This window comes from Nocardia sp. CC227C (genome assembly GCF_030767025.1).
Lineage (GTDB): Bacteria > Actinomycetota > Actinomycetes > Mycobacteriales > Mycobacteriaceae > Nocardia.
This window is the reverse complement of record NZ_JASITE010000001.1, coordinates 130,219-149,858: the sequence shown is the minus strand read 5'-3', so window position 1 is coordinate 149,858 and position 19,640 is coordinate 130,219. Positions and strand designations below refer to the sequence as shown.

The following is a 19,640-nucleotide window of genomic DNA, read 5'->3' as shown; positions in this document are numbered from 1 at the left end:
TGCTCGTCCGCCCCGGCATCCGGCACACCGGGGCGCGACTGTCGGTGGCGTCTGCGACCATCGGCGCATGCGCGAACAGGTTGTCCCCGTGCTCCGCGTCGCCGATGCCGCGGCCACGGTCCACTGGTACGAGCGGCTCGGATTCACCCAGCGGTGGGAGCACCGTTTCGCACCCGACCTCCCGGCATTCGTCGAGGTGGCGCGGGGTCATATGCGGTTGTTCCTGTCGGAGCACACCGGTGACGCCCAGCCGGACACGCTCGTCTACCTCTCGGTGCGCGATGTCGACGCCATCGCCGCCGAATTCGGTGTGGCGGTCGAGGACGCGCCGTGGGCGCGGGAGATCGAGCTGCGAGATCCCGACGGCAACCGACTACGGATCGGCACACCCACCGACTGAGATCACCGGGCGCGCGTCCTCCGGCACCACGCTTTCACCCGCCCGGAAGACTCGACGGGCTCCAGGCTGGACGCCCGGTAAATTCGCGTGCCCGATCACGTGGCCGCGGATACGATCCGAACGTCTCGTGGAGTAGATCAGCGGCAGATCTCCCGGCTGCTCACCGGGCGGGCGCGGGTTCGAATCCCGCCTCCACGTCTACGACGCCCTGGTGTAGCTCAGTGGCAGAGCACCCGGCTCGGCACCGGGAAGGCGCGGGTTCGAATCCTGCCGCCAGGTCTGATCCGTCATTTCAGTGTGGGGAGATTCGTTGTCCGATCAGTCGTTTCGGGACGGTCCGGCGCGGTACGCGACCGGGCAGTTGGAGCGCGCCGCCGCGGCGGCCGCCCGAGCCGCCGAGGGCGCGGAGCGGGAGCGGGCGCGCACCCGGGTGCGGCGCTGGCGCGACGTGCTGGCCGGCATGGCGAACGGTTCGCTGCGCGTCGGGGACCGCACGCCGGTCGCGGGGCTGCCCGCGTGGGTGACCCTCGAGGTGGCCCACGGCGGCTTCGCGACGGGGCGGGCGCTGGCGGAACTGCCGCTCGGCGCGGCCGAATCCGCGCTGCTCGCACGACTGCCCGACGAGGTGCCCGGTCGCACCGATCGGGAGCGGTTGAACCGCTGGTATCTCGGCGATGCCGGGCAGGCCGAACTGCTCACCGCCCTTCGATCCGGGCGCTATCGGATCGAGGTGCCGGAGGACGCCGCACTGCCCGTGGTCGCGCTGCTGCTGGACCGCGGTTTCGACACCGAAGCCCTGGATCTGGTGGCGGAGCTGTCGCCGCTGCTGGGTCGGCTGCGATTCGTGCCGCCGTTCGACCCGACGGCACGACCCGCGGGCACGGCGGTGCGGGTGGCCTCGGTCGGCGAGGTGCGCCGCGCGTTGCGTGCCGCGCGGACGCCGGAGCCGCTGACCGCCATGCGCACCACCCTGGAGGTGTGGAATCCGCTCTACGACCGGTTGGTCGCCCTGTGGTGCGCGACGGTGGCGGGTGAGCTGCCGACGCTGGACGAGGCCGGGGCGGTCCGCGGCGGCTGGCCGTGCCGTCGGCTGCCCGCGAACTGGGCGGGCGAACGCGACCGCTGGCTGGCCGATGTCGCTGTCGCACAGCGGGATTACGGCCGGATCGGGCGGCACGCCCATCCCAAGGGCAATTTCGCGCGCCTGCACGACGCACTGCTCAGCTGCCCCGACGGTAGCGCGAATCTCACGGCCCGCCAGGTCGGCTGGATTCGCCGCGCCATCGCCAATACGGTCACCCGGCACGGTGCGCCGGACAGCGCCGAACGCGCCCGGGTACGCGCTGACCATAAGAAATCCATTGCGGCCCCGCCGCATACGGCATTCGCGGCAGTGCTCACCGAGCGGCTCCGGGACTATCCGGCCGAGGGCGGCATTCCCGACCTCGCCCCGATATCGGCTCCGGTCTCCGACGCCGACGGCTGCGACATCCCCTCCGGCACAGCCGTTCCCCGGCATCTGCTGGACAAGGCGGCCCGTGCCCTGGAGGCGTCGGCCGACGAGTTGATCCGGCGCGGCATCATCGGCTCCGGCGATATGCTGGCGCGGGTGCTGCCGCAGCTCACCGCGCACCTGCTGGCCGCCGATATCGCCGACCCGGCCGCCGCGAACCTCTACGGGCAGCTCTATACCGCCTTCCGACGCCGCCGCGGCCTGCTGCTGCTGAACCTGCGGGGCCAGGCGCGCTTCGAAGAACTGCCGTGGGTCACCGCGATGGAACCGCTGCGGGTCGACGGTACGGCCGGATCGCGCGCGGACGCCGCCCGTGCGCGACGCGGTACCGGCGGCTCGACCCGCGACAGCGCGCGGGCGGCGCGGCGGCTGCTCGGGCAGATGACGCTGCTGACGCTCGGCGCGTTTCCGTATGCCGTACTGCCGAATCCGCTGGTGCGGGAATTCGGTGCGCTCGCGCGGCAGGCGGAGCTGGGATTGCCGCTGGTCGAGGAGGTGGCGGCGGATATCTTCATGGGCACCTTCACCACCAAGTGGGCCGATGCCGCGCAGGTGGCCGGGCGGACGCTGGAAGGAACGCTGTACCAGGCGTATTACGACCTGCCGTCGCCCGGCGACTGGATCGGGCACGGCAAGACGAAGCGGCGGTGGGGCCGGGCCACGGCCACGGGATTCACCGAACTGTGCACGCGCCGGGCGGGCGAGGCCGGTTGCGACGGCGGCTATGTCGCGCGCAATGGGGCGATTCTGGAGCAGAGCCAGATCCTCACCACACACAATCTGGCGGTTCTCATCGACGCGCTCGACTTGTCGGAGCGCGTACGGGAGGACGCGCCGGACCTCGCCCGCGACACCTTCACCTGGGTGGTACGCCAGCTGAGCCGCCCCACGCCGACCCAGCACGCGGAGCTCACCGCGGCGAAGAACGCCGCCTACGCCTGGCGTCAGGGAGTGTTCCTGCTCGCCGCATGCGACCGCGACACCCAGCGGGAGCAGGTGCTGCGCCTGCGCGCCGACGCCGGGGGCACCCCGCTCGCACTCGCCGTCGAGGGCTTGGGCCATATCGTCGAAGGCGGTCGTTTCACCCGGCAAGGCTGGGTGCCCGACGGCTCCGGCCGCCGCCTGCTCGGCTGGACGGCACGGCGGCACTGGCTCTTCGGCGGGCCTTAGGTCCGGTGTCCCTACCGGACGCCGCCTGCTCAGCTGGACAGTGCGGCGACACCGGCCGTCCGGCGAGCCCGCCACGGGAACTCCCCGCCCCGTACGTCGACCGACCGGATGCTTCGCGGCGTGGCGCGGCGAATCACCGGAAGGCACACCCGCACCGGAACCCGGCGAGCACCGGGTGCGTCCTATCTACACGACACCCGTGGACGGAGGCCGCCGATGGACCCGGAACTGCCGCACCCCGGCGTCGCCGCCCGCCGCGCCCAGCACGGTGCGGAACGCGAGCAGCGGCGCGTATCGCACGCTGGCGTCGACCCCGACTACATCTGGCGGATGGAGCATTTCGCCGGGCTGACGCACGCCGAGATTCACGAGCGAGTGCGAGAGATGGATCCAGCCGCCATGCACGAGAGCGCCGACACCTGGGTCGCGGTCGCCGACAGCCTGAGCGGAGCGGCGACCGGCCTGCACATGACGGTGCAATCCGCGCTCGCCGAGGCGTTGCAGGGGCAGATCGCCGAGGCCGCCGCGGCGGCGGCACGTGCGTTCGTGGCACAGGCCATGGACGTCGCGGAGGTGGCGCGCAATGCCGGGCGTCGCATCACGGCCGCCGCCTACGGAGCCGAGGCAGTGCGGAGAACGGTGCCGCCACCGGCTTCCGACGTGACGACGGGCGCGCACGCCGCGACGGCCTTTCCGACGGGCATCGCGGACCCGGCGGCGCAGCGATTCGCGGAGGAGCAGTATCAGCTCGCCGTGGCCGCGCTGGAGGCGAACTACGTGCCGATCTACCCTCCGGCCGGATCCGGCGTACCGGCCTTCGAGCCCATCCGATCCGCCCGGGATGGGAGCGAATACGGTTCCGCCACAACGCTTCCCGACCCGACCGCGCCCGGCCGCCCGAGCTCGGCCACCAACCCCGCTCACCCGACCGGATACGATGGCCGATCCGACGCGACATCGGACCGCGAGAGCCGGTTACCCGCTACGCCCACCGAACCGACTGCCGCTGTCGGGAATTCGCCTGGCCCCGAGGACCAGAACGCGCCCGCCCGGACCGACCCCGGAACGTCCGAGCCACCGCCCCACGCCAGCTCGCAGGGCGCGGCGCACGACGATCCCACGACCACACCGTCCGGCGTGGCACCCGGCCCGTCGGTGCTACCACATTCCGCGACGACACCCGGCCCGACCGCACCGCTTCACCCGACGACGCCCGGCCCGACACCGTCACCGCCCCCGCCCGCGACGCCCGGCCCGATGACACCGCCGGGCTCACCGGGGACACCCGCCTCTCCCCTGACACCCGGCGACCCCGGCCGCGGCACCCCCGGCCAGCCGACCGACCGAACCTCCCGCGCCCCAACACGTTCCGAAAACCCATCCCGTGGCGCGTCCTGGCTCCCGGGCCTGTACCCACCCATGGCGGCGCGCGGCGGCGGCGACCAGGACGCGCCCCGCACCACCCCCGCCTGGCTCGTCTGGAATCGCGAGCGGGAACTCCTCGGCGACCCGCCACCGTGCGCCCCCGAGATCATCGGCGCGGATATCCCCGCCACCCGACCGCGCACCCGAGCCACCGACCGAGCGGATGGGCCGTGATCACACCGGCACGGCGTGACGACGCCGCTCATTCCCGCCGCCGCAGCCAGTTGATCGGATCGCCGTCATCGAGTTCGTACGCGCCGTCCCGCATTTCGGTGCGCAGCCAGTGCCGCACCAGGTACCGCCGATGCGCCGAATAGCCGAGCACGTGCGCGATCACACTGCCGAGCACGAAACTCTCCGGCGGATCGCAGAGCGCGTCGATGAGGGTGTCCTCCCATCCGCCGCGCCGGTCGATCTCGCGCACGGTGTCGAGCCAGCGCACCGCCACCCGCTCGTGCCGGTCCACCAGTTCGGGCAGGTCGTTGCCGCGCGGACCGGGCATATCCTCGCCGTCGATGGCGGCGAGCCACACCTCCTTGGTCTCGACGAGATGGTCGAGCACCTCGGCGATGGAGACTTCCGGCCCCCGGAACGCTTCCACCGTCAGCTCCGGCATCCGCACCCGCCGATACTGTTCCTCGGTGAGCCGCCCTGCCGCGGTGAGCAATTCGCGCGCATCCTCGATGTCGTGGTGCAGCAGCAGCGTCGTCGGATCCATATCCGACCGCCCCCGCGCCGCGTTCTCCACCCAGAGCGACGTGGGCGGATGGAAGTGGATGCCATTGGCCGCGGGCAGCCACCTGCGCCGCTGCTCCGCGGTGGTGGCGCTGGGCGGATGTCCGAAGGCGCGGCGGAACGCCCGGCTGAAGCCCTCCACCGAGTCGTACCCGGCCGCGAACGCCACCTCGGTCACCGATTCCCCGGTGGACAGCGCCCATGCCGAGCGCTCCAGCAGCACCCGCCGCTTGAGGGCGACCGGGGACTCCCCGGTGCCGCGGGAGAACTGCCGGGTGAAGTGGAAGGGCGAGGCGTACGCGCCCGCCGCCATCTCCCCCAGCGTGGCGTTGTCCTCGCTCAGGACGGCGTCGAGCAGTTCCCGCAGCCGGTCTCGTCCGTTCTTGGGCACACCGGCAGTCTGCCAAGCCGGTCGCCCCCGCTCGACCGATCTTGCGCGTTCGCGCGGAAACTAGCCGCCGAAGACCCGCTCGACCACGGTCTTCGCCCGGCGTGTCACCCGCATGTAGTGGTCCAGGAATTCACTGCCGTCGTCATTGGGCCATCCGGCGACGATGGCGATGGCCGAGAGCAGCCGTCCTGGGCCGGGCAGCTGGTCGGCGGGTTTGCCGCGCACCAGCACCAGGGCGTTGCGGGCCCGGGTGGCGGTGAGCCAGGCATCGCGCAGCAGCGCCGCGTCGCTGGGGTCGATGAGTTCGGCGGCCTCGATGGCGTCCAGCGACTGCAGGGTCGAGGTGTTGTGCAGGGCGGGCACCTCGTGCGCGTGCTGGAGTTGCAGCAGTTGCACGGTCCACTCGACGTCGGCGAGCCCGCCGCGACCGAGTTTGGTGTGGGTGGCCGGATTCGCGCCGCGCGGCAGTCGCTCGGAATCCACCCGCGCCTTGATGCGGCGGATCTCGCGCACCCCCTCCGGGGACATGCCGCCGTCCGGGTAGCGGATCGGGTCCACGATGTGCAGGAACCGTTCGCCCAGCGCCGGATCGCCCGCCACGAATCGGGCCCGCAGCAGCGCCTGCACCTCCCAGGACTGCGCCCACTGCCGGTAGTACGCGGCGTAGGCGGCCAGGCTGCGCACCAGTGCGCCGTTGCGGCCCTCGGGGCGCAGCCCGGCGTCCACCTGGAGCGGCGGATCGGTGCTCGGCGCGCCGAGCAGGCGCTGCACCTGTTCGGCGATGCCGATGGACCACTTCACGGCGACGGTCTCGTCCTCACCGGGGCGCGGATCGCAGACGAACAGCACATCGGCGTCGGAACCGTAGCCAAGCTCCAGACCGCCCAGGCGGCCCATGCCGATGACTGCCATGGCGGCGGGCGCGGGTTTGCCGCGTTCCACCTCGCTGGCGCGGATGACCGCCTGCAACGCCGCCTCCAGGGTGGCGATCCAGACCGACGACAGCGCCTCGCAGACCTGCGGCACCTCCAGCATGCCCAGTACGTCCGCCGAGGCGACGCGGGCCAGCTCGCGGCGGCGCAGCGAGCGGGACGTGGCGACCGCCCGCTTGGGTTCGTCGTAGCGCGCCGCGCCGGACAGGATGCCGCGCGCCACGTCGGCGGGCCGGGTGGCCAGCAGCAGCGGCCCGTTCGGGCCGTCGGCGTACATGCGAATGGTTTCGGGCGCGTTGATGAGCAGGTCCGGCAGGTAGGCCGAGGAGCCGAGCACGATCATGAGCCGCTGCGCGATGGCGCCCTCGTCGCGCAGTTCGCGCAGGAACCAGATCTCGCTGTCCAGCCCCTCCGAGACCCGGCGGTAGGCCAGCAGCCCGGCATCGGGGTTCGGGGTGTCCCCGAGCCATTCCAGCAGGGTCGGCAGCAGCAGCGCCTGGATGCGGCCCTTGCGGCCGACCTCGCCGGTGAGGGCCTTGAGGTGGCCGAGCGCGTTCTCCGGGGCGGCGTAGCCGAGCGCCGCCAGCTGCCGCACGGCCGCCGCGGGGCTCAGCCGCAGTGCGGCGGCGTCGAGTCGCGCCACCGATTCCAGCAGCGGCCGGTAGAAGAGTTTGGCGTGCAGCCGCCGCACCCGCACGGTGTTGCGCTTGATCTCGCTGCGCAGCACGCCCACGGCGTCCTGGCGGCCGTCGGGGCGCATGTGCGCGGACCGCGCCAGCCAGCGCATGCCCTCCTCGTCGTCGGCGGCGGGCAGGGTGTGGGTGCGCTTGAGCCGCTGGAGTTGCAGGCGGTGTTCGAGCAGCCGCAGGAATTCGTAGGAGGCGGTCAGATTCGCGGCGTCGTCGCGGCCGACGTAGCCGCCCGCCGCCAGCGCGGTGAGCGATTCCACGGTGCCCTGCACGTGCAGGGATTCATCGGCCTTGCCGTGCACCAGTTGCAGCAGCTGCACCGCGAACTCGACGTCGCGCAGCGAGCCGTGCCCGAGCTTGAGTTCGCGCTCGCGCATATCGGCGGGGACCAGATCCTCGACGCGGCGGCGCATGGCCTGGACGTCGGCGACGAAGTCGGTGCGTTCCGAGGCGGTCCACACCATGGGCATGAGTGCGTCGCGATACTGCTCGCCGAGTTCGAGATCGCCGGTGGCGGGCCGCATTTTGAGCAGGGCCTGGAACTCCCAGGTGCGCGCCCAGCGCTTGTAGTAGGCGATGTGCGAGTCCAGGGTGCGCACCAGCGCACCGGCCTTGCCCTCGGGTCGCAGCGCGGCGTCGACCTCGAAGAAGGCCGCGCCGCCGACGCTCATCATCTCCGCGGCCAGGCGGGTGGCGGTGGTGTCGGCGGGTTCGGCCACGAACACCACGTCCACGTCGGAGACGTAGTTCAGTTCGCGCGCACCGCATTTGCCCATGGCGATGACGGCGAGCCGCACCGGCACCGGACGGTCGGCGCACACCCGGGCCACCGCCACCGCGAGCGCGGCGGTGAGGGCGGCGTCGGCGAGGTCGGTCAGATGCCAGCCCACCTGCTGGTACGGCAGTACCGGTTCGTTCTCGACGGTGGCGGCCAGGTCCACGGCCGCCAGCAGCATGAGCTGATCGCGATACCGCTTGCGCAGCAGGGCGACCGCCTCCGGCCCGGCGACCTTGGCGCGGTACAGCATGGGGCCCGCCCGCGGGCCGTCCTCGGGCTCCGCGGCGACGGCGTCGAGCAGCTCGGCGATGATCTCCTCGCGCCCCGGCAGTTCGCGGCGGCGCAGCAGCTGCCATGCGCCGGGATCGGCCACCAGGTGATCGGCGAAGGCGCTCGACGACCCGATCAGCGCGAACAGCCGACCGCGCAGCGAGGTATCGGTTCGGAGTTCGGAATCGAGTGCTGCCCAGTCATTTCCGAGCGCCTCCCGCAGGCGCATGAGTGTGAGCAGCGCCAAATCCGCGTCGGGGGAACGAGACAGCGCCCACAGCAGCGGAACACTCTCGACATTGTCCCATGCCAACTCCCGAAGGTTGTTGGCTGCGGACGGCTCGAGCAAGCCGAGCCGTCCGACACCGGGGACCGCGGAACGGGCAGTCGGTGGCCGGACCATGCTCCCAAATTACCTGTCAGGCGGGGCGATCGCCGTAACGGTCCCCGCTCGGTTATCGGATGCCGGGCTCGCTACAGGCCCAGGTACTCCTGCAATTCGAACGGCGTCACCTGGGACCGGTAGTCTGCCCATTCACGACGCTTGTTGCGCAGGAAGAAGTCGAAGACATGCTCGCCGAGCGCCTCGGCGACCAGCTCGGACTTCTCCATGTTCTTCAGCGCCTCGTCCAGGCTGCCCGGCAGCTCGCGGAAGCCCATGGCGCGCCGCTCGGCCGATGTCAGCGACCACACGTCGTCCTCGGCCTCCGGCGGCAGCGTGTAGCCCTTCTCGATACCGCGCAGACCGGCGGCCAGCAGCACCGCGAAGGTCAGGTACGGGTTGCAGGCGCTGTCGGGGCTGCGGATCTCGACGCGGCGCGAGGACGACTTGTTGGGGGTGTACATCGGCACCCGGACCAGCGCGGAACGGTTGGAGCGCCCCCAGGACGCCGCGGTCGGGGCCTCGCCGCCGTGAATGAGGCGCTTGTAGGAGTTGACCCACTGGTTGGTGACGGCGCTGATCTCGTGGGCGTGCTCGAGGATGCCCGCGATGAAGGCCCGCGCGGTCTCCGACAGGTTGATCGGGTCGTCCGGATCGGCGAAGGCGTTCTGCTCACCCTCGAACAGCGACATGTGGGTGTGCATGGCCGAACCCGGGTGCGCGGCGAACGGCTTGGGCATGAACGTGGCGCGCACGTTCTCGTCGATCGCCACTTCCTTGATCAGGTAGCGGAAGGTCATGACATTGTCGGCCATGGACAGCGCGTCCGCGTAGCGCAGGTCGATCTCCTGCTGGCCGGGCGCGCCCTCGTGGTGCGAGAACTCCACGGAGATGCCCATGGACTCCAGCGCGTCGATGGCGTGGCGGCGGAAGTTCGGGGCCTCGTCGTGCACGGCCTGGTCGAAGAAGCCGCCGTTGTCGACCGGGACCGGCGAGGAGCCGTCGTAGGGGCCGGGCTTGATCAGGAAGAATTCGATCTCCGGGTGCACGTAGCAGCTGAAGCCCATATCCCCGGCCTTGTTCAGCTGGCGGCGCAGCACGTGGCGCGGATCGGCCCAGGACGGCGAACCGTCGGGCATGGCGATGTCGCAGAACATGCGCGCGGAGTGCTGATGCCCCTTGGAGGTGGACCACGGCAGCACCTGGAAGGTGGAGGGGTCCGGCTTGGCGACCATATCGGCCTCGGAGACGCGGGCAAACCCTTCGATCGCCGAACCGTCGAAGCCGATGCCCTCTTCGAAAGCGCCCTCGAGTTCGGCGGGAGCGATCGCCACCGACTTGAGATAGCCCAGGACATCGGTGAACCAGAGCCGTACGAAGCGGATGTCCCGCTCTTCGAGCGTCCGCAGCACGAATTCCTTCTGGCGATCCATGCTCGCGAGCGTAGGCAGTCGGAGTTAAATCCGTGTTACATGGCAGCTGCGTTGTGAAACCCGCACCGCCCGACGACTCCCGCGGTGCGCGACTTCAGCAGGTCAGTCCCGGCGTGGGCGGCGTCAGGTCGATCAGGTACTCGATGACGGGGGTGTCGACACAGTCCGACACGCCGGACAGCGACACGGTGTGCCGGGTGCCGTCGTAGGTGATCAGCGCGGCGTCCAGCTGCCGGGCCAGGTCCACGCCCGCCTGGTACGGGGTCGCCGGATCCTCGGTGGTCGAGACCACGACGGTGGTGGGCAGATTCGGGATCGAGACCTCGTGCGGGGTGGCGGTGTTCGGCACCGGCCAGACGGCGCACAGTTCCAGCGGGGCGGCCCCGGTGCCGCGCCCGTCGTCGAGGAACGGGGCGACGCGGCGATATTCGGTATCCTGCTTGGCCGCGACGGCCCGGTCCTCCACCGGCGGATCGTCCACACAGCGAATGGCGTTGAACGCGTCCGCGGTGTTGTCGTAGGTGCCGTCCTCGCGGCGGCCGTCGTAGAGGTCGGCGAGCGCGAGCAGGGTGTCGCCGCGGCCCTCGCGCAATTCGTTGAGGCCCTTGGTGAGCGCGGGCCAGAACCGGTTGGAGTACAGCGTCTGCTGCACGCCGGTGATGGCGTCGCCGTAGTGCAGCCCGCGCGGGTCGTCGGTCACGGCCGGGGTATCCCACAGCGGGTCGACCAGCTCCCGGAACCGCTCGACCGACGCGGCGGGGTCGGTGCCGAGCGGGCAGGCGGCCTCGATGGCACAGTCCGCCGCGTAGGCGTCGAATGCCTGCTGGAAGCTCTCGGCCTGCAACACCGACTCCCGGACCGGGTCCGCCGCGGGGTCCAGCGCGCCGTCGAGCACGAGCGCGCGCACCCGGTCGGGGAATCGCTCGGCGTAGGTGTAGCCGAGCCGGGTGCCGTAGGAGTAGCCCACGTAGCTGAGCTTGTCGTCGCCGAGCACCGCGCGGATCACGTCCATGTCCTGGACCACCTCGCGGGTGCCGACATGGGCGAGGAACTCCTTGCCGGTGCGCTCGACGCACTTGCTCGCGTAGTCCTTGTTGTCCGCCTCGGCGGCGGCGATACCGGCCGGGTCGTTGTCGAAGGGCGGCTCGGCGCGCTCGGCGTCGATCTCGGCCGGGGTCAGGCAGGTGATGGCCGGGGTGGACGCGCCGACGCCGCGAGGGTCGAAGCCGATGCGGTCGAAGCGCTCCATGAGCGCGGTGCCGTCGCCGACGGTGTTCATGGTGAGCCCGGAGACCCCCGGGCCGCCCGGGTTGAACAGCAGCGATCCGATCTTGTCGCCGGTGGCCCGGAGGCGGGAGACGGCGATCTCGGCGGTATCGCCGCCCGGATTCTGGTAGTCGACCGGCACCCGCACCCGGGCGCATTCGAGGCCGCGCGGCAGTTCGTCCGCGCTGAACTCCGCGCAGCTGCCCCATCGCACGGTCTGGCCGTAGAACTCCGCCAGCCCCGCGGGCGCGGTTGCCACCGGATTCCCGGTCACCGTCTCACTGCCGCACCCGGACGCCACCATCGCCACCGCCGCGACCGCCAGCACGGCGCGACCTGATCGCTCGAACCCCATGCCACAGATCGTGCCATGGCCCGCCCGGTTGCCTGCGCGTCGCTCCGGCCGGCTCCCGGGCCGGTCATTGTGAGGAATTGCACCGTGGGCTCGGCCACGGCGCGTGGGACACTGAAGGGCGTCAGTGAAACCCGGGGACCCGATTGGGCCTCGAGGACGACGAAAGGGACGATGATGTCCGTATCCGATGCGGAAACCCCTGCCTACGGCGCTGCACCGGCACCGGCGACTCCCGCCAAGCGGAAGACGCGAGTGCATCACCTGCAGCAGATGAAGGCCAATGGTGAGCGCTGGTCCATGCTCACCGCCTACGACTATTCCTCGGCGCGCATCTTCGAAGAGGCCGGTATCCCGGTGCTGCTGGTCGGCGATTCGGCCGCCAATGTGGTGTACGGCTACGACACCACCGTGCCCATCACCGTCGACGAGCTGATCCCGCTGGTGCGCGGTGTGGTGCGCGGTGCGCCGCACGCGCTGGTGGTGGCGGATCTGCCGTTCGGCAGCTACGAGACCTCGCCGGAGCAGGCCCTGGCGACGGCCACCCGCTTCCTGAAGGAGGGCGGTGCGCACGCGGTCAAGCTGGAGGGCGGCGAGCGGGTCGCCGACCATATCGCCAAGCTGACCGCCGCCGGCATCCCGGTGATGGCGCACATCGGCTTCACCCCGCAGAGCGTCAACACGCTGGGCGGTTTCCGGGTGCAGGGGCGCGGCGACGGGGCCGAGCAGCTCATCGCCGACGCCATCGCGGTGCAGGAGGCCGGGGCCTTCTCCGTGGTCATGGAGATGGTGCCCGCCGAGCTGGCCGGGCAGGTCACCCGCAAGCTGACCATTCCGACCGTCGGCATCGGGGCCGGGGTGGACTGTGACGCGCAGGTGCTGGTCTGGCAGGACATGGCGGGCTACACCAGCGGCAAGACCGCGAAGTTCGTCAAGCGCTTCGGCCGCGTCGGCGACGAATTGCGCACCGCCGCCTCGGCTTTCGCCGACGAGGTGCGGCGCGGCGCATTCCCGGGTCCGGAACACAGCTTCTGATCGGACCGGGCGAGCGGGACGGCGGCCCGGCCCCGCTCGCCCATCCCCGGGCGATTCATAGCCATCGGCTCTCACCGCTGGGCGTGGCCGGACTTTCCTGGCCCGCGGCGGGAAAACGGTGGCAGACTCGGAGCGAACGAGTTGGATCGACCAAAGGGAACACATGTCGCAGGGCCGTTGGACGAGCACGCTTCATATCCGCGGGGCAGCACTGCTACTCGCCGGCGTGGCAGCCGTCGCGCTGACCGCCGGATGCGGGAGCACCACCTCCGGATCCGGACAGCCCGAGGGCTCCGCCTCCCCGTCGACCTCCAGCTCCGCGCCGACGACCACCGGCGGCGCCACACCGGCCGCGCCCGCCCAGGGTGAACCGCTCACCGTCTCCGACTCCGTCGCCCAGCAGCTGTGCGACATCATCGAACCGCAGCTGTCGGACTGGCGGGTGCAGGGGCCGACGCTGGGCAAGATCTCGCTCAACGGCTCCGTGCACGAATGGGCGCTGCGCAACGGCGCGATCAACGGGCGGGTGCTCGGCGACAAGGACTCGGTGGACCGGATCATGACCGCGCAGTGCCCGGATGTGCACGCGCAGGCGGTCAGCGCGCTCGAACTGCCCAGCCTGGCGGCGGGACTGCTGTAATGCGCGAACTGTACCCAGCGCTGGAACCGCACCGCGAGGGCATGCTGGATGTCGGTGACGGACAACGGATCTACTGGGAGGAGAGCGGGAACCCGGACGGCAAGCCGGTGGTGTTCCTGCACGGCGGCCCGGGCGGCGGCACCTCCCCGCTGCACCGTCGCTTCTTCGATCCGCGGGCGTACCGGATCGTGCTGTTCGACCAGCGCGGCTGCGGCCGCTCCGCCCCGCACATCGCCGACGGGACGGGACTGGAGACCAACACCACCTGGCATCTGGTCGCCGATATCGAGGCGCTGCGGGAATTCCTCGGCATCGAGCACTGGCAGGTGTTCGGCGGTTCCTGGGGTTCCACGCTGGCGCTGGCGTACGCGCAGCGCCATCCCGAGCGGGTGACCGAACTGGTACTGCGCGGCATCTTCCTGCTGCGACGCAAGGAGATCGACTGGTACTACAACGGCGCGGCAGGATACGTGTACCCGGACGAGTGGGAGAAGTTCCTGGCCCCGGTGCCGCCGGACGAGCGGGATTCGGATCTGGTTGCCGTGTACCACCGGTTGCTGCACTCCCCCGACCCCGAGATCGCCACCGCGGCGGCGATCGCCTGGTCCACCTGGGAGGGGGCGACGAGTTCACTACTGCCGCAACCGGATCGGGTGGCCGAGACCGCCGAGGAGCGGTTCGCGCTTGCCTTCGCCCGGATCGAGAACCACTACTTCACCCACGGCGGATTCCTCGACGACGGGCAGTTGCTGCGCGATATCGACCGCATCGCCCATATTCCGGGCGTGATCGTGCAGGGCCGCCAGGATATCGTGTGTCCCGCCGTCAGCGCGTGGGATCTGCACCGCGCATGGCATAATTCGGAACTGCACATCGTGCCCGACGCCGGGCACGCCGCCACCGAGCCCGGTATCACCCACCATCTGGTGGAGGCCACAGACAAGTTCCGCTCATGACGCACACCGCCGCAGGTCCCGCCGTAGTCGCCGCGGTCTCCGACGACGTCGACCGGTTGCTGTCGGCCGAACCCGATGTGCGCGACGATCTTCCGGACTCGGTACACCAGATGCGGGTGGCCACGCGGCGGCTGCGCAGCGTGCTGCGGTCCTACCGGCTCGTCTTCCGCCGCCGCCCCATCGACGAGTTGCGCGATGAATTGCGCTGGCTGGCAGGCGTATTGGGGGTAGCGCGGGATGCCGAGGTGCGCGCGGAACGCTTCGAGACCCTGCTCGCAGAGCATCCGGAGCTGACCAAGAAGAGATTTCGAATCGGCGGGAACAACGCTCCCGCGCGGGGTTTGCGCAAGCTGCTGGTGACCGCGGAACGGGAGCGCTACGCCGCCGCGCACACCGAGATCATGACCGCACTCGACAGTGCGCGATATCGCACCCTCACCGATCGGCTGCGGACCCTGCTGGACGACCCGCCCCTGCGCAAGCCGCACGCGCGGCGTCCGGCCGAGCGTTTCTTCCGGTCGGTGCTGCGCGACGACTTCCATCGCGTGCGCCGCCTGGTCCGGGTCGAGCCCACCCTGTCCGAAGCCGAACGCGTGGAGCACCTGCACGATATCCGCAAGGCCGCCAAGCGCCTGCGCTATGCCGCCGACGCCGCCGTCCCACTGCTGAACGGCACCGCCAAATCGCTGTCCGGCAATGCCAAACGCCTGCAGACCGTGCTCGGCGACCACCGCGACGCGGTCGAGGCCGAGGCCGCCATTCGCGACCGCCTGCGCGAGTGCGCCAATCCCGCCTGGCAGGCCCTCTGCGAGGACGAGGCGGCCGCCGCCCGCAAGTCACTGGAGCAATACCCGGCCACCACGGAGTTCCTGCGCACGAGTTTCGACGGCTGAGCGCGGCCCGCGCCGTCACCGGTCTCACCCCCGCGTATCCTCATCCCACCGCCGACCGCGTCGACCCCACATGCGCCGCCAGTACGAACCGAAGCTCGCTGCGGCGGGCGACGGACAGCTTGCGGTACACCCGGGTGAGGTGCTGCTCCACCGTGCTGGTGGTGATGGTCAGCGCCGCCGCGATATCGCGATTGCGCTTGCCCAGCGCGGCCAGTTCCGCGACTCGCCGCTCGGCGGGGCTGAGGGTTTCGAAGGCGCTGGGGGCCAGGCGGACCCGGGGTATCGGCTCGGTGGCGGGCGGTTGCCGGTCGCCGCGCAGCCGACGCAGCAGTAGTTCGGCGTCGCACTGTTCGGCCAACCGGATGGCGTCGCGCAGCAGCGGCCGGGCCCGGTCGGTGTCGCCCATGGATCGGTAGGCGCGCCCCAGATCGCCCAGCGCCATCGCCAGTTCGAGGTCGCCGTCGCCCGCCCGCGCCACCGCGACCGCGCGGCGCAGCAGGCTCACCCGCCGGTGCGGGTCGCTGGTCGCGGCGAGAATCCGTAGCGAAACCCCGGCGCTGCGGTGGCCGTCGGGGCCGCCGACCAGGTCCAGGTGCATGCTCGCGAAGGCGCGGGCCTCGCGTTGGCGGCCGACGGCCAGGTGCGCGGCGGCCACGTCGTTGCGCCACGGGACGAGCCACGCGTAGTCCATTCCCCACTGCCGCATGAGGTTCCCGCATTGCCGGAAGTGCCGCAGCGCCTCGTCGGGCTGTCCCGTGGCCAGGCAGTGTTCGCCGTGCGCGCTGAGATACGCCAGGGCGAAACGGGATTCGAACATGGCCCGGGGCACCGGTCGGCGCAGCTGCGCCGCGGCCTCGGAGTGCTTGCCCTGGGCGGTGAGCGCCCGCACCAGCACGCCGATGGGCCGCCCCGCCCATACGCCCAGGTGTTCGGCGGGGACCAGGTTCAGGGCGAGCACCGCGTTCTCGGCGGCCTCGGCGAGTTTGCCCCTGCGCAGCAGCGTTTCGGCGCGCACGGCGGCGAACACGGATCGCCAGGTGGGAGCGTGCCGGGCCGCCGCCTCCGCCAGCAGCGAGGTGCACCAGGCGTCGGCGAGGTCGAGCCGATCGGTGTGGATGAGGCTGTCGACGGCCGCCACCAGCGCCTCCATCGTGGTGATGGTGAGCCGGTGCCCGGCCAGGATGCGCTGGGCGGCGGTGGCGATGTCGGCGGGCGGTCGCGGTGTGGCCAGGGCGCCGAGCAGGTCCGCGGCCTGCCGATGCGGGGAGTCCCGCTGGCCCGGCGCGGCGGTGTCGCGGGGACGGCCGGAGAAGAGGGCGGGGTGGCGCTCCACATGGGTGGGATGGGTGTACCGCATCCAGGCGCGGAGGAATTCGATGCCGGGGCCGACGGTGAGCGCACCGCCGACACCGCGTTCGAGCCGGGCCAGCGCGCGGTCCACATGCTGCCCGCAACCGTGCCACAGCATGAACGACACCGCGGCGGGCACCTCCGGGTAGGGCACCAGCCCGGCGGCCAGCGCCGCCCGTAGTCGCCCGAAATTGCGGGTGCGCCCGGATGGGTTGATCCGCCATTCCACCGCGACGAGCCGGGTGGCGATGGCCGCGCGCTCCCGGGCCCGATCACTGGCCCGGTAGCCCAGCTCGAGATACTTCGCCGCCCAGTCGAGCTGATCCTCGGCCACCGCCTCGGCCGCGGCGGCGACCAGCACCCGTGCCGCCCAGGCGGTGCCGGTCTCCCCCGCGGCGTAGAGGTGCGGCGCGACCACGGCCGGTCGGAATCCGCTGCCGTGCAGCACTTCGGCTGCCCGGCCGTGCAGATCGCGCCGCTCCCCCACGGACAGGTCCCGCAGCAGGCGCGCACCCACCGCGGGTTCGACGCAACGCTGCCCCTCGAATGCCGCCGTCATCTCCAATTCCGCGATGATGCGGTGGGTTTCGGAGGCATCGGTGCCCAACAGCGCCGCCACCCGGGCGACGGTGGCGGCGGGACCGAGTACCGCCACCGCGCGCGCGACGGTCAGCCGCGGCCCGTCGGACCGCAGCAGTTCCGCCATACCGTGCTCGTCGTCGTCCGCACGGCGGTGCCGCGCCGGTCCGCGCGTCCCGCCGACGACGGACAGTGTTTTCCGAGTTTTCCGATCCCGACCGATCGACCGCTGCATGGTCGACATCCCTTCATCGATGTCCTTCAGTCCCGACTGAGGGGAGGGCACGACGAGCTGATGTGCTGGAGCGGCATCGTTGCAGCGGGGTGGACGCCTGACGGCGGCCGGTCTCAGCCGGGCACGACGGTGTGTTCCGTGCCCGCCGACGCGTCCGTCGGCGAGCGATCGGATGAATCAGGTTAACCCGCAAACTGATTGGCGTGCAGCTCGGCGACGGAACCCGAGAGCGACAGCGGCAGGGGCCGATACGGCAGGCAGGCCGCCGCGCTGTCGTCCACGCCCAGGAACAGCACCGTGCGCACCCCCTCGAGCAGCCCCGATGCGGCGGCCTGCGCATAGGCGTGCACCGGCGCCGCGCTGAACGGATCCCCCAGTGCCGGATCCACGCCCGCGACGGCCGCCACCGGAATGCCCAATCGGTAGGCCAACCGCTCCCGGAACCCGGCCACCGGCGCGGGCGCGAGCAGCACGGCCTTGCCGGTGGCGAAATCCGCCGCGTCGATGCCCTCGTCGGCCAGGCAGGCGCGCACCACCCGATCGGCCAGCTCCAGCGGATCGCCCGCCCCGGCCCGCACGCTCAGGGTGTTGCGGCCGTCGGTGCCCGCCGACTCCAGGTTCACCCAGGCGGTGGGCGGTGCGGAACCCTCGATCTCGCTGGTGTGCGGGCGGCCGAATCCGCCCGCCCCGGTATCGGATCGGAGCAGCACGGCCGCACCGCTGGCGGTGTAGGGGAAGTCGTCGCGGTCCCGCGTCATGGACGGGTGGGTGTCACCGGCGACCACCATGGCGTATTCCACCTCGCCGGGCGCCAGGAAGCATTGCGCGGCCATGAACGCGTGCAGCACACCGGTGGCCCCGTTCATGAGGTCGAACGAGAAGGCGGGCACATCGCCGCTGGCGTACTCCAGGCCGATGCCGAGGCGCTTCTGGATGAGCGCCGCCACCGCGGGTTCGGAGATATTGCTGTCGCGGAAGACGCCCGCGTTGATCACCAGGCCGACCCGGTTCGGCGACACCCCGGACTGTTCCAGGCAGGCCCGCCCGGCGCGGCTGGCCAGTTCGAAGAAGCTGCCGGTGTCCTGATCGGTGCACACGGCGGCGGTCACGATCGCGGTCGGCATACTCACGCCTCCAATCGGCTGATGGTCGCGGCGAGGTGCCCGGAGACCACCCCGGACGCCTCCGGAATCAGCAGCACCTTGGATCCCTTCGGAATGCGCTGCCGAGCCAGGTGCTCGTGCAGCACCAGGAAGTGGGAGGTGGAGGCGGTGTTGCCGAATTCGTCGTAGACGTTGAGCGCCTGCGGCATCGGGGTGTCGAAGTGCTGTTCGGTGAGCTGGCTGATGTATTCGATGGCCGGGCCGCTGAACTGGTGGTGCACCCAGTAGTCGTATTTCTCGCTCTCCCAGGTGCGTCCGGTTTCGGTCAGGAAGTCGTCCATCCGACTGATGCCCTGCTGGAAGCGCGATTCGCTGGCCAGCGCCCGGTTGTCGGTGTACATGGCGATGCCGGTGGTCTTCTCACTCGGCATGCCCAGGCAGTGCTCGGCCCCCGCGGAGGTGGTCATGAGCTCGATGTAGTGGATCTCGTCGTGGTCGTCACCGCGGCCGTCCACCACCACCGCCACCGCGGCGTCGCCGACGGTGAGCGCGGCGAACTGGGGGTCGTAGGGCTGGCTGATCTCCCGGGCGGCGGTGTCGGCGATGGGCGTGATCTGCTCGCCGCTGACCACCAGGCCATTGCGCACCACGCCCGCCTTGATCATGCGGTCCAGCAGCAGGACGCCGGTGATCATGCCCGCGCAGGCATTGGACAGGTCGAAGTAGCGCGCCTGCTTCGCGCCCAGCGCATTGCGCAGCATGAGCGCGAAAGACGGTGCGTAGCAGAAATATTCCGGCCCGCGAAAGCGTGTGATCGAGACGTTGATGATGACGTCGAGATCCTCGGCGGCGTAGTCGGAGTGCGTCAGGCAGTCGTCGATCGCCCGCAGCGCCAGTTCGAACGAGGATTCGTAATCGTCCGGATCGCTGTTGTGCACGCGGCGATTCTTGATTCCGGTGATCCGCTCCAGGTCCAAGGCCCTGGGGATCGACAGACTGGCGATCACGTCCTCGGTGGAACGGACGGTGCCGGGTGTGTACGCACCTATCGATTCGAAACGGGTACGCATAGCCCCCTACTCTCTGGAAAGATTGTGCGAGTTCGGTCGAATT

At 71.0% G+C, this 19,640-nt stretch carries 14 protein-coding genes and 2 tRNA genes; 9 read left to right on the top strand and 7 right to left on the bottom strand.

All coding sequences use genetic code 11. The features are described 5' to 3' along the window. The first annotated feature begins 67 nt into the window (after nucleotides 1-67). From QMO76_RS00680 to QMO76_RS00660, 5 genes are all read left to right on the top strand, one after another. A complete protein-coding gene (locus tag QMO76_RS00680; RefSeq protein ID WP_306359151.1) occupies nucleotides 68-400 on the top strand; it encodes a glyoxalase superfamily protein in 333 nt (110 codons plus the stop codon). A 126-nt stretch (nucleotides 401-526) separates the two neighbouring features. Then, a tRNA-Ser gene (locus QMO76_RS00675) sits at nucleotides 527-598 on the top strand. A 9-nt stretch (nucleotides 599-607) separates the two neighbouring features. Continuing rightward, nucleotides 608-679: transfer RNA gene (locus QMO76_RS00670), tRNA-Pro, on the top strand. A 31-nt stretch (nucleotides 680-710) separates the two neighbouring features. Beyond that, a complete protein-coding gene (locus tag QMO76_RS00665; protein ID WP_306359150.1) occupies nucleotides 711-3,083 on the top strand; it encodes a hypothetical protein in 2,373 nt (790 codons plus the stop codon). 216 nt (nucleotides 3,084-3,299) lie between these two features. Next, on the top strand, nucleotides 3,300-4,682 hold the full coding sequence (locus tag QMO76_RS00660) for a hypothetical protein (protein WP_306359149.1): 1,383 nt from the start codon (nucleotides 3,300-3,302) through the stop codon (nucleotides 4,680-4,682). A gap of 28 nt (nucleotides 4,683-4,710) precedes the next feature. Here QMO76_RS00660 and QMO76_RS00655 read toward each other — a convergent pair whose 3' ends face one another. From QMO76_RS00655 to QMO76_RS00640, 4 genes are all read right to left on the bottom strand, one after another. Further along, the gene (locus QMO76_RS00655) at nucleotides 4,711-5,634 is read right to left on the bottom strand and encodes a helix-turn-helix domain-containing protein (RefSeq protein ID WP_306359148.1); all 924 of its coding nucleotides are present in this window, start codon (nucleotides 5,632-5,634) and stop codon (nucleotides 4,711-4,713) included. A 60-nt stretch (nucleotides 5,635-5,694) separates the two neighbouring features. Next, nucleotides 5,695-8,706, bottom strand: coding sequence for a bifunctional [glutamine synthetase] adenylyltransferase/[glutamine synthetase]-adenylyl-L-tyrosine phosphorylase (locus QMO76_RS00650; RefSeq protein ID WP_306359147.1), 3,012 nt, complete (start codon nucleotides 8,704-8,706; stop codon nucleotides 5,695-5,697). Between the two features lie 71 nt (nucleotides 8,707-8,777). Beyond that, nucleotides 8,778-10,118 carry a glutamine synthetase family protein gene (locus QMO76_RS00645; RefSeq protein ID WP_029932578.1) on the bottom strand — a complete coding sequence of 447 codons (1,341 nt, stop codon included), beginning with the start codon at nucleotides 10,116-10,118 and terminating at the stop codon, nucleotides 8,778-8,780. A gap of 94 nt (nucleotides 10,119-10,212) precedes the next feature. Next, nucleotides 10,213-11,739, bottom strand: a complete 1,527-nt coding sequence (locus QMO76_RS00640; RefSeq protein ID WP_372341863.1) for an alpha/beta hydrolase — start codon at nucleotides 11,737-11,739, stop codon at nucleotides 10,213-10,215. A gap of 174 nt (nucleotides 11,740-11,913) precedes the next feature. Between QMO76_RS00640 and panB the strand changes: the two genes are divergently transcribed. The 4 genes from panB to QMO76_RS00620 all read left to right on the top strand — a co-directional run bounded on the left by panB (nucleotide 11,914) and on the right by QMO76_RS00620 (nucleotide 15,260). Continuing rightward, the gene (gene panB / locus QMO76_RS00635) at nucleotides 11,914-12,771 is read left to right on the top strand and encodes a 3-methyl-2-oxobutanoate hydroxymethyltransferase (protein WP_306359146.1); all 858 of its coding nucleotides are present in this window, start codon (nucleotides 11,914-11,916) and stop codon (nucleotides 12,769-12,771) included. Nucleotides 12,772-12,997: 226 nt separating this feature from the next. After that, complete coding sequence (locus QMO76_RS00630) at nucleotides 12,998-13,411, top strand: hypothetical protein (RefSeq protein ID WP_306359145.1); 414 nt, start codon at nucleotides 12,998-13,000, stop codon at nucleotides 13,409-13,411. Beyond that, a complete protein-coding gene (gene pip / locus QMO76_RS00625; RefSeq protein ID WP_306359144.1) occupies nucleotides 13,411-14,367 on the top strand; it encodes a prolyl aminopeptidase in 957 nt (318 codons plus the stop codon). The genes QMO76_RS00630 and pip overlap by 1 nt, the downstream gene beginning before the upstream one ends. Continuing rightward, entirely contained in the window at nucleotides 14,364-15,260 is an 897-nt protein-coding gene (locus QMO76_RS00620; protein ID WP_306359143.1) for a CHAD domain-containing protein, read from the top strand. The genes pip and QMO76_RS00620 overlap by 4 nt, the downstream gene beginning before the upstream one ends. Before the next feature lie 40 nt (nucleotides 15,261-15,300). On the opposite strand, the gene QMO76_RS00615 is transcribed toward QMO76_RS00620, so the two are convergent. The 3 genes from QMO76_RS00615 to QMO76_RS00605 form a co-directional block, all read right to left on the bottom strand. After that, nucleotides 15,301-17,316 carry a LuxR family transcriptional regulator gene (locus QMO76_RS00615; protein WP_306359142.1) on the bottom strand — a complete coding sequence of 672 codons (2,016 nt, stop codon included), beginning with the start codon at nucleotides 17,314-17,316 and terminating at the stop codon, nucleotides 15,301-15,303. Nucleotides 17,317-17,606: 290 nt separating this feature from the next. After that, a complete protein-coding gene (locus tag QMO76_RS00610) occupies nucleotides 17,607-18,548 on the bottom strand; it encodes a hypothetical protein (protein ID WP_306359141.1) in 942 nt (313 codons plus the stop codon). A gap of 2 nt (nucleotides 18,549-18,550) precedes the next feature. After that, nucleotides 18,551-19,597, bottom strand: a complete 1,047-nt coding sequence (locus tag QMO76_RS00605) for a 3-oxoacyl-ACP synthase III family protein (protein WP_306359140.1) — start codon at nucleotides 19,595-19,597, stop codon at nucleotides 18,551-18,553. Between the last annotated feature and the right edge of the window lie 43 nt (nucleotides 19,598-19,640).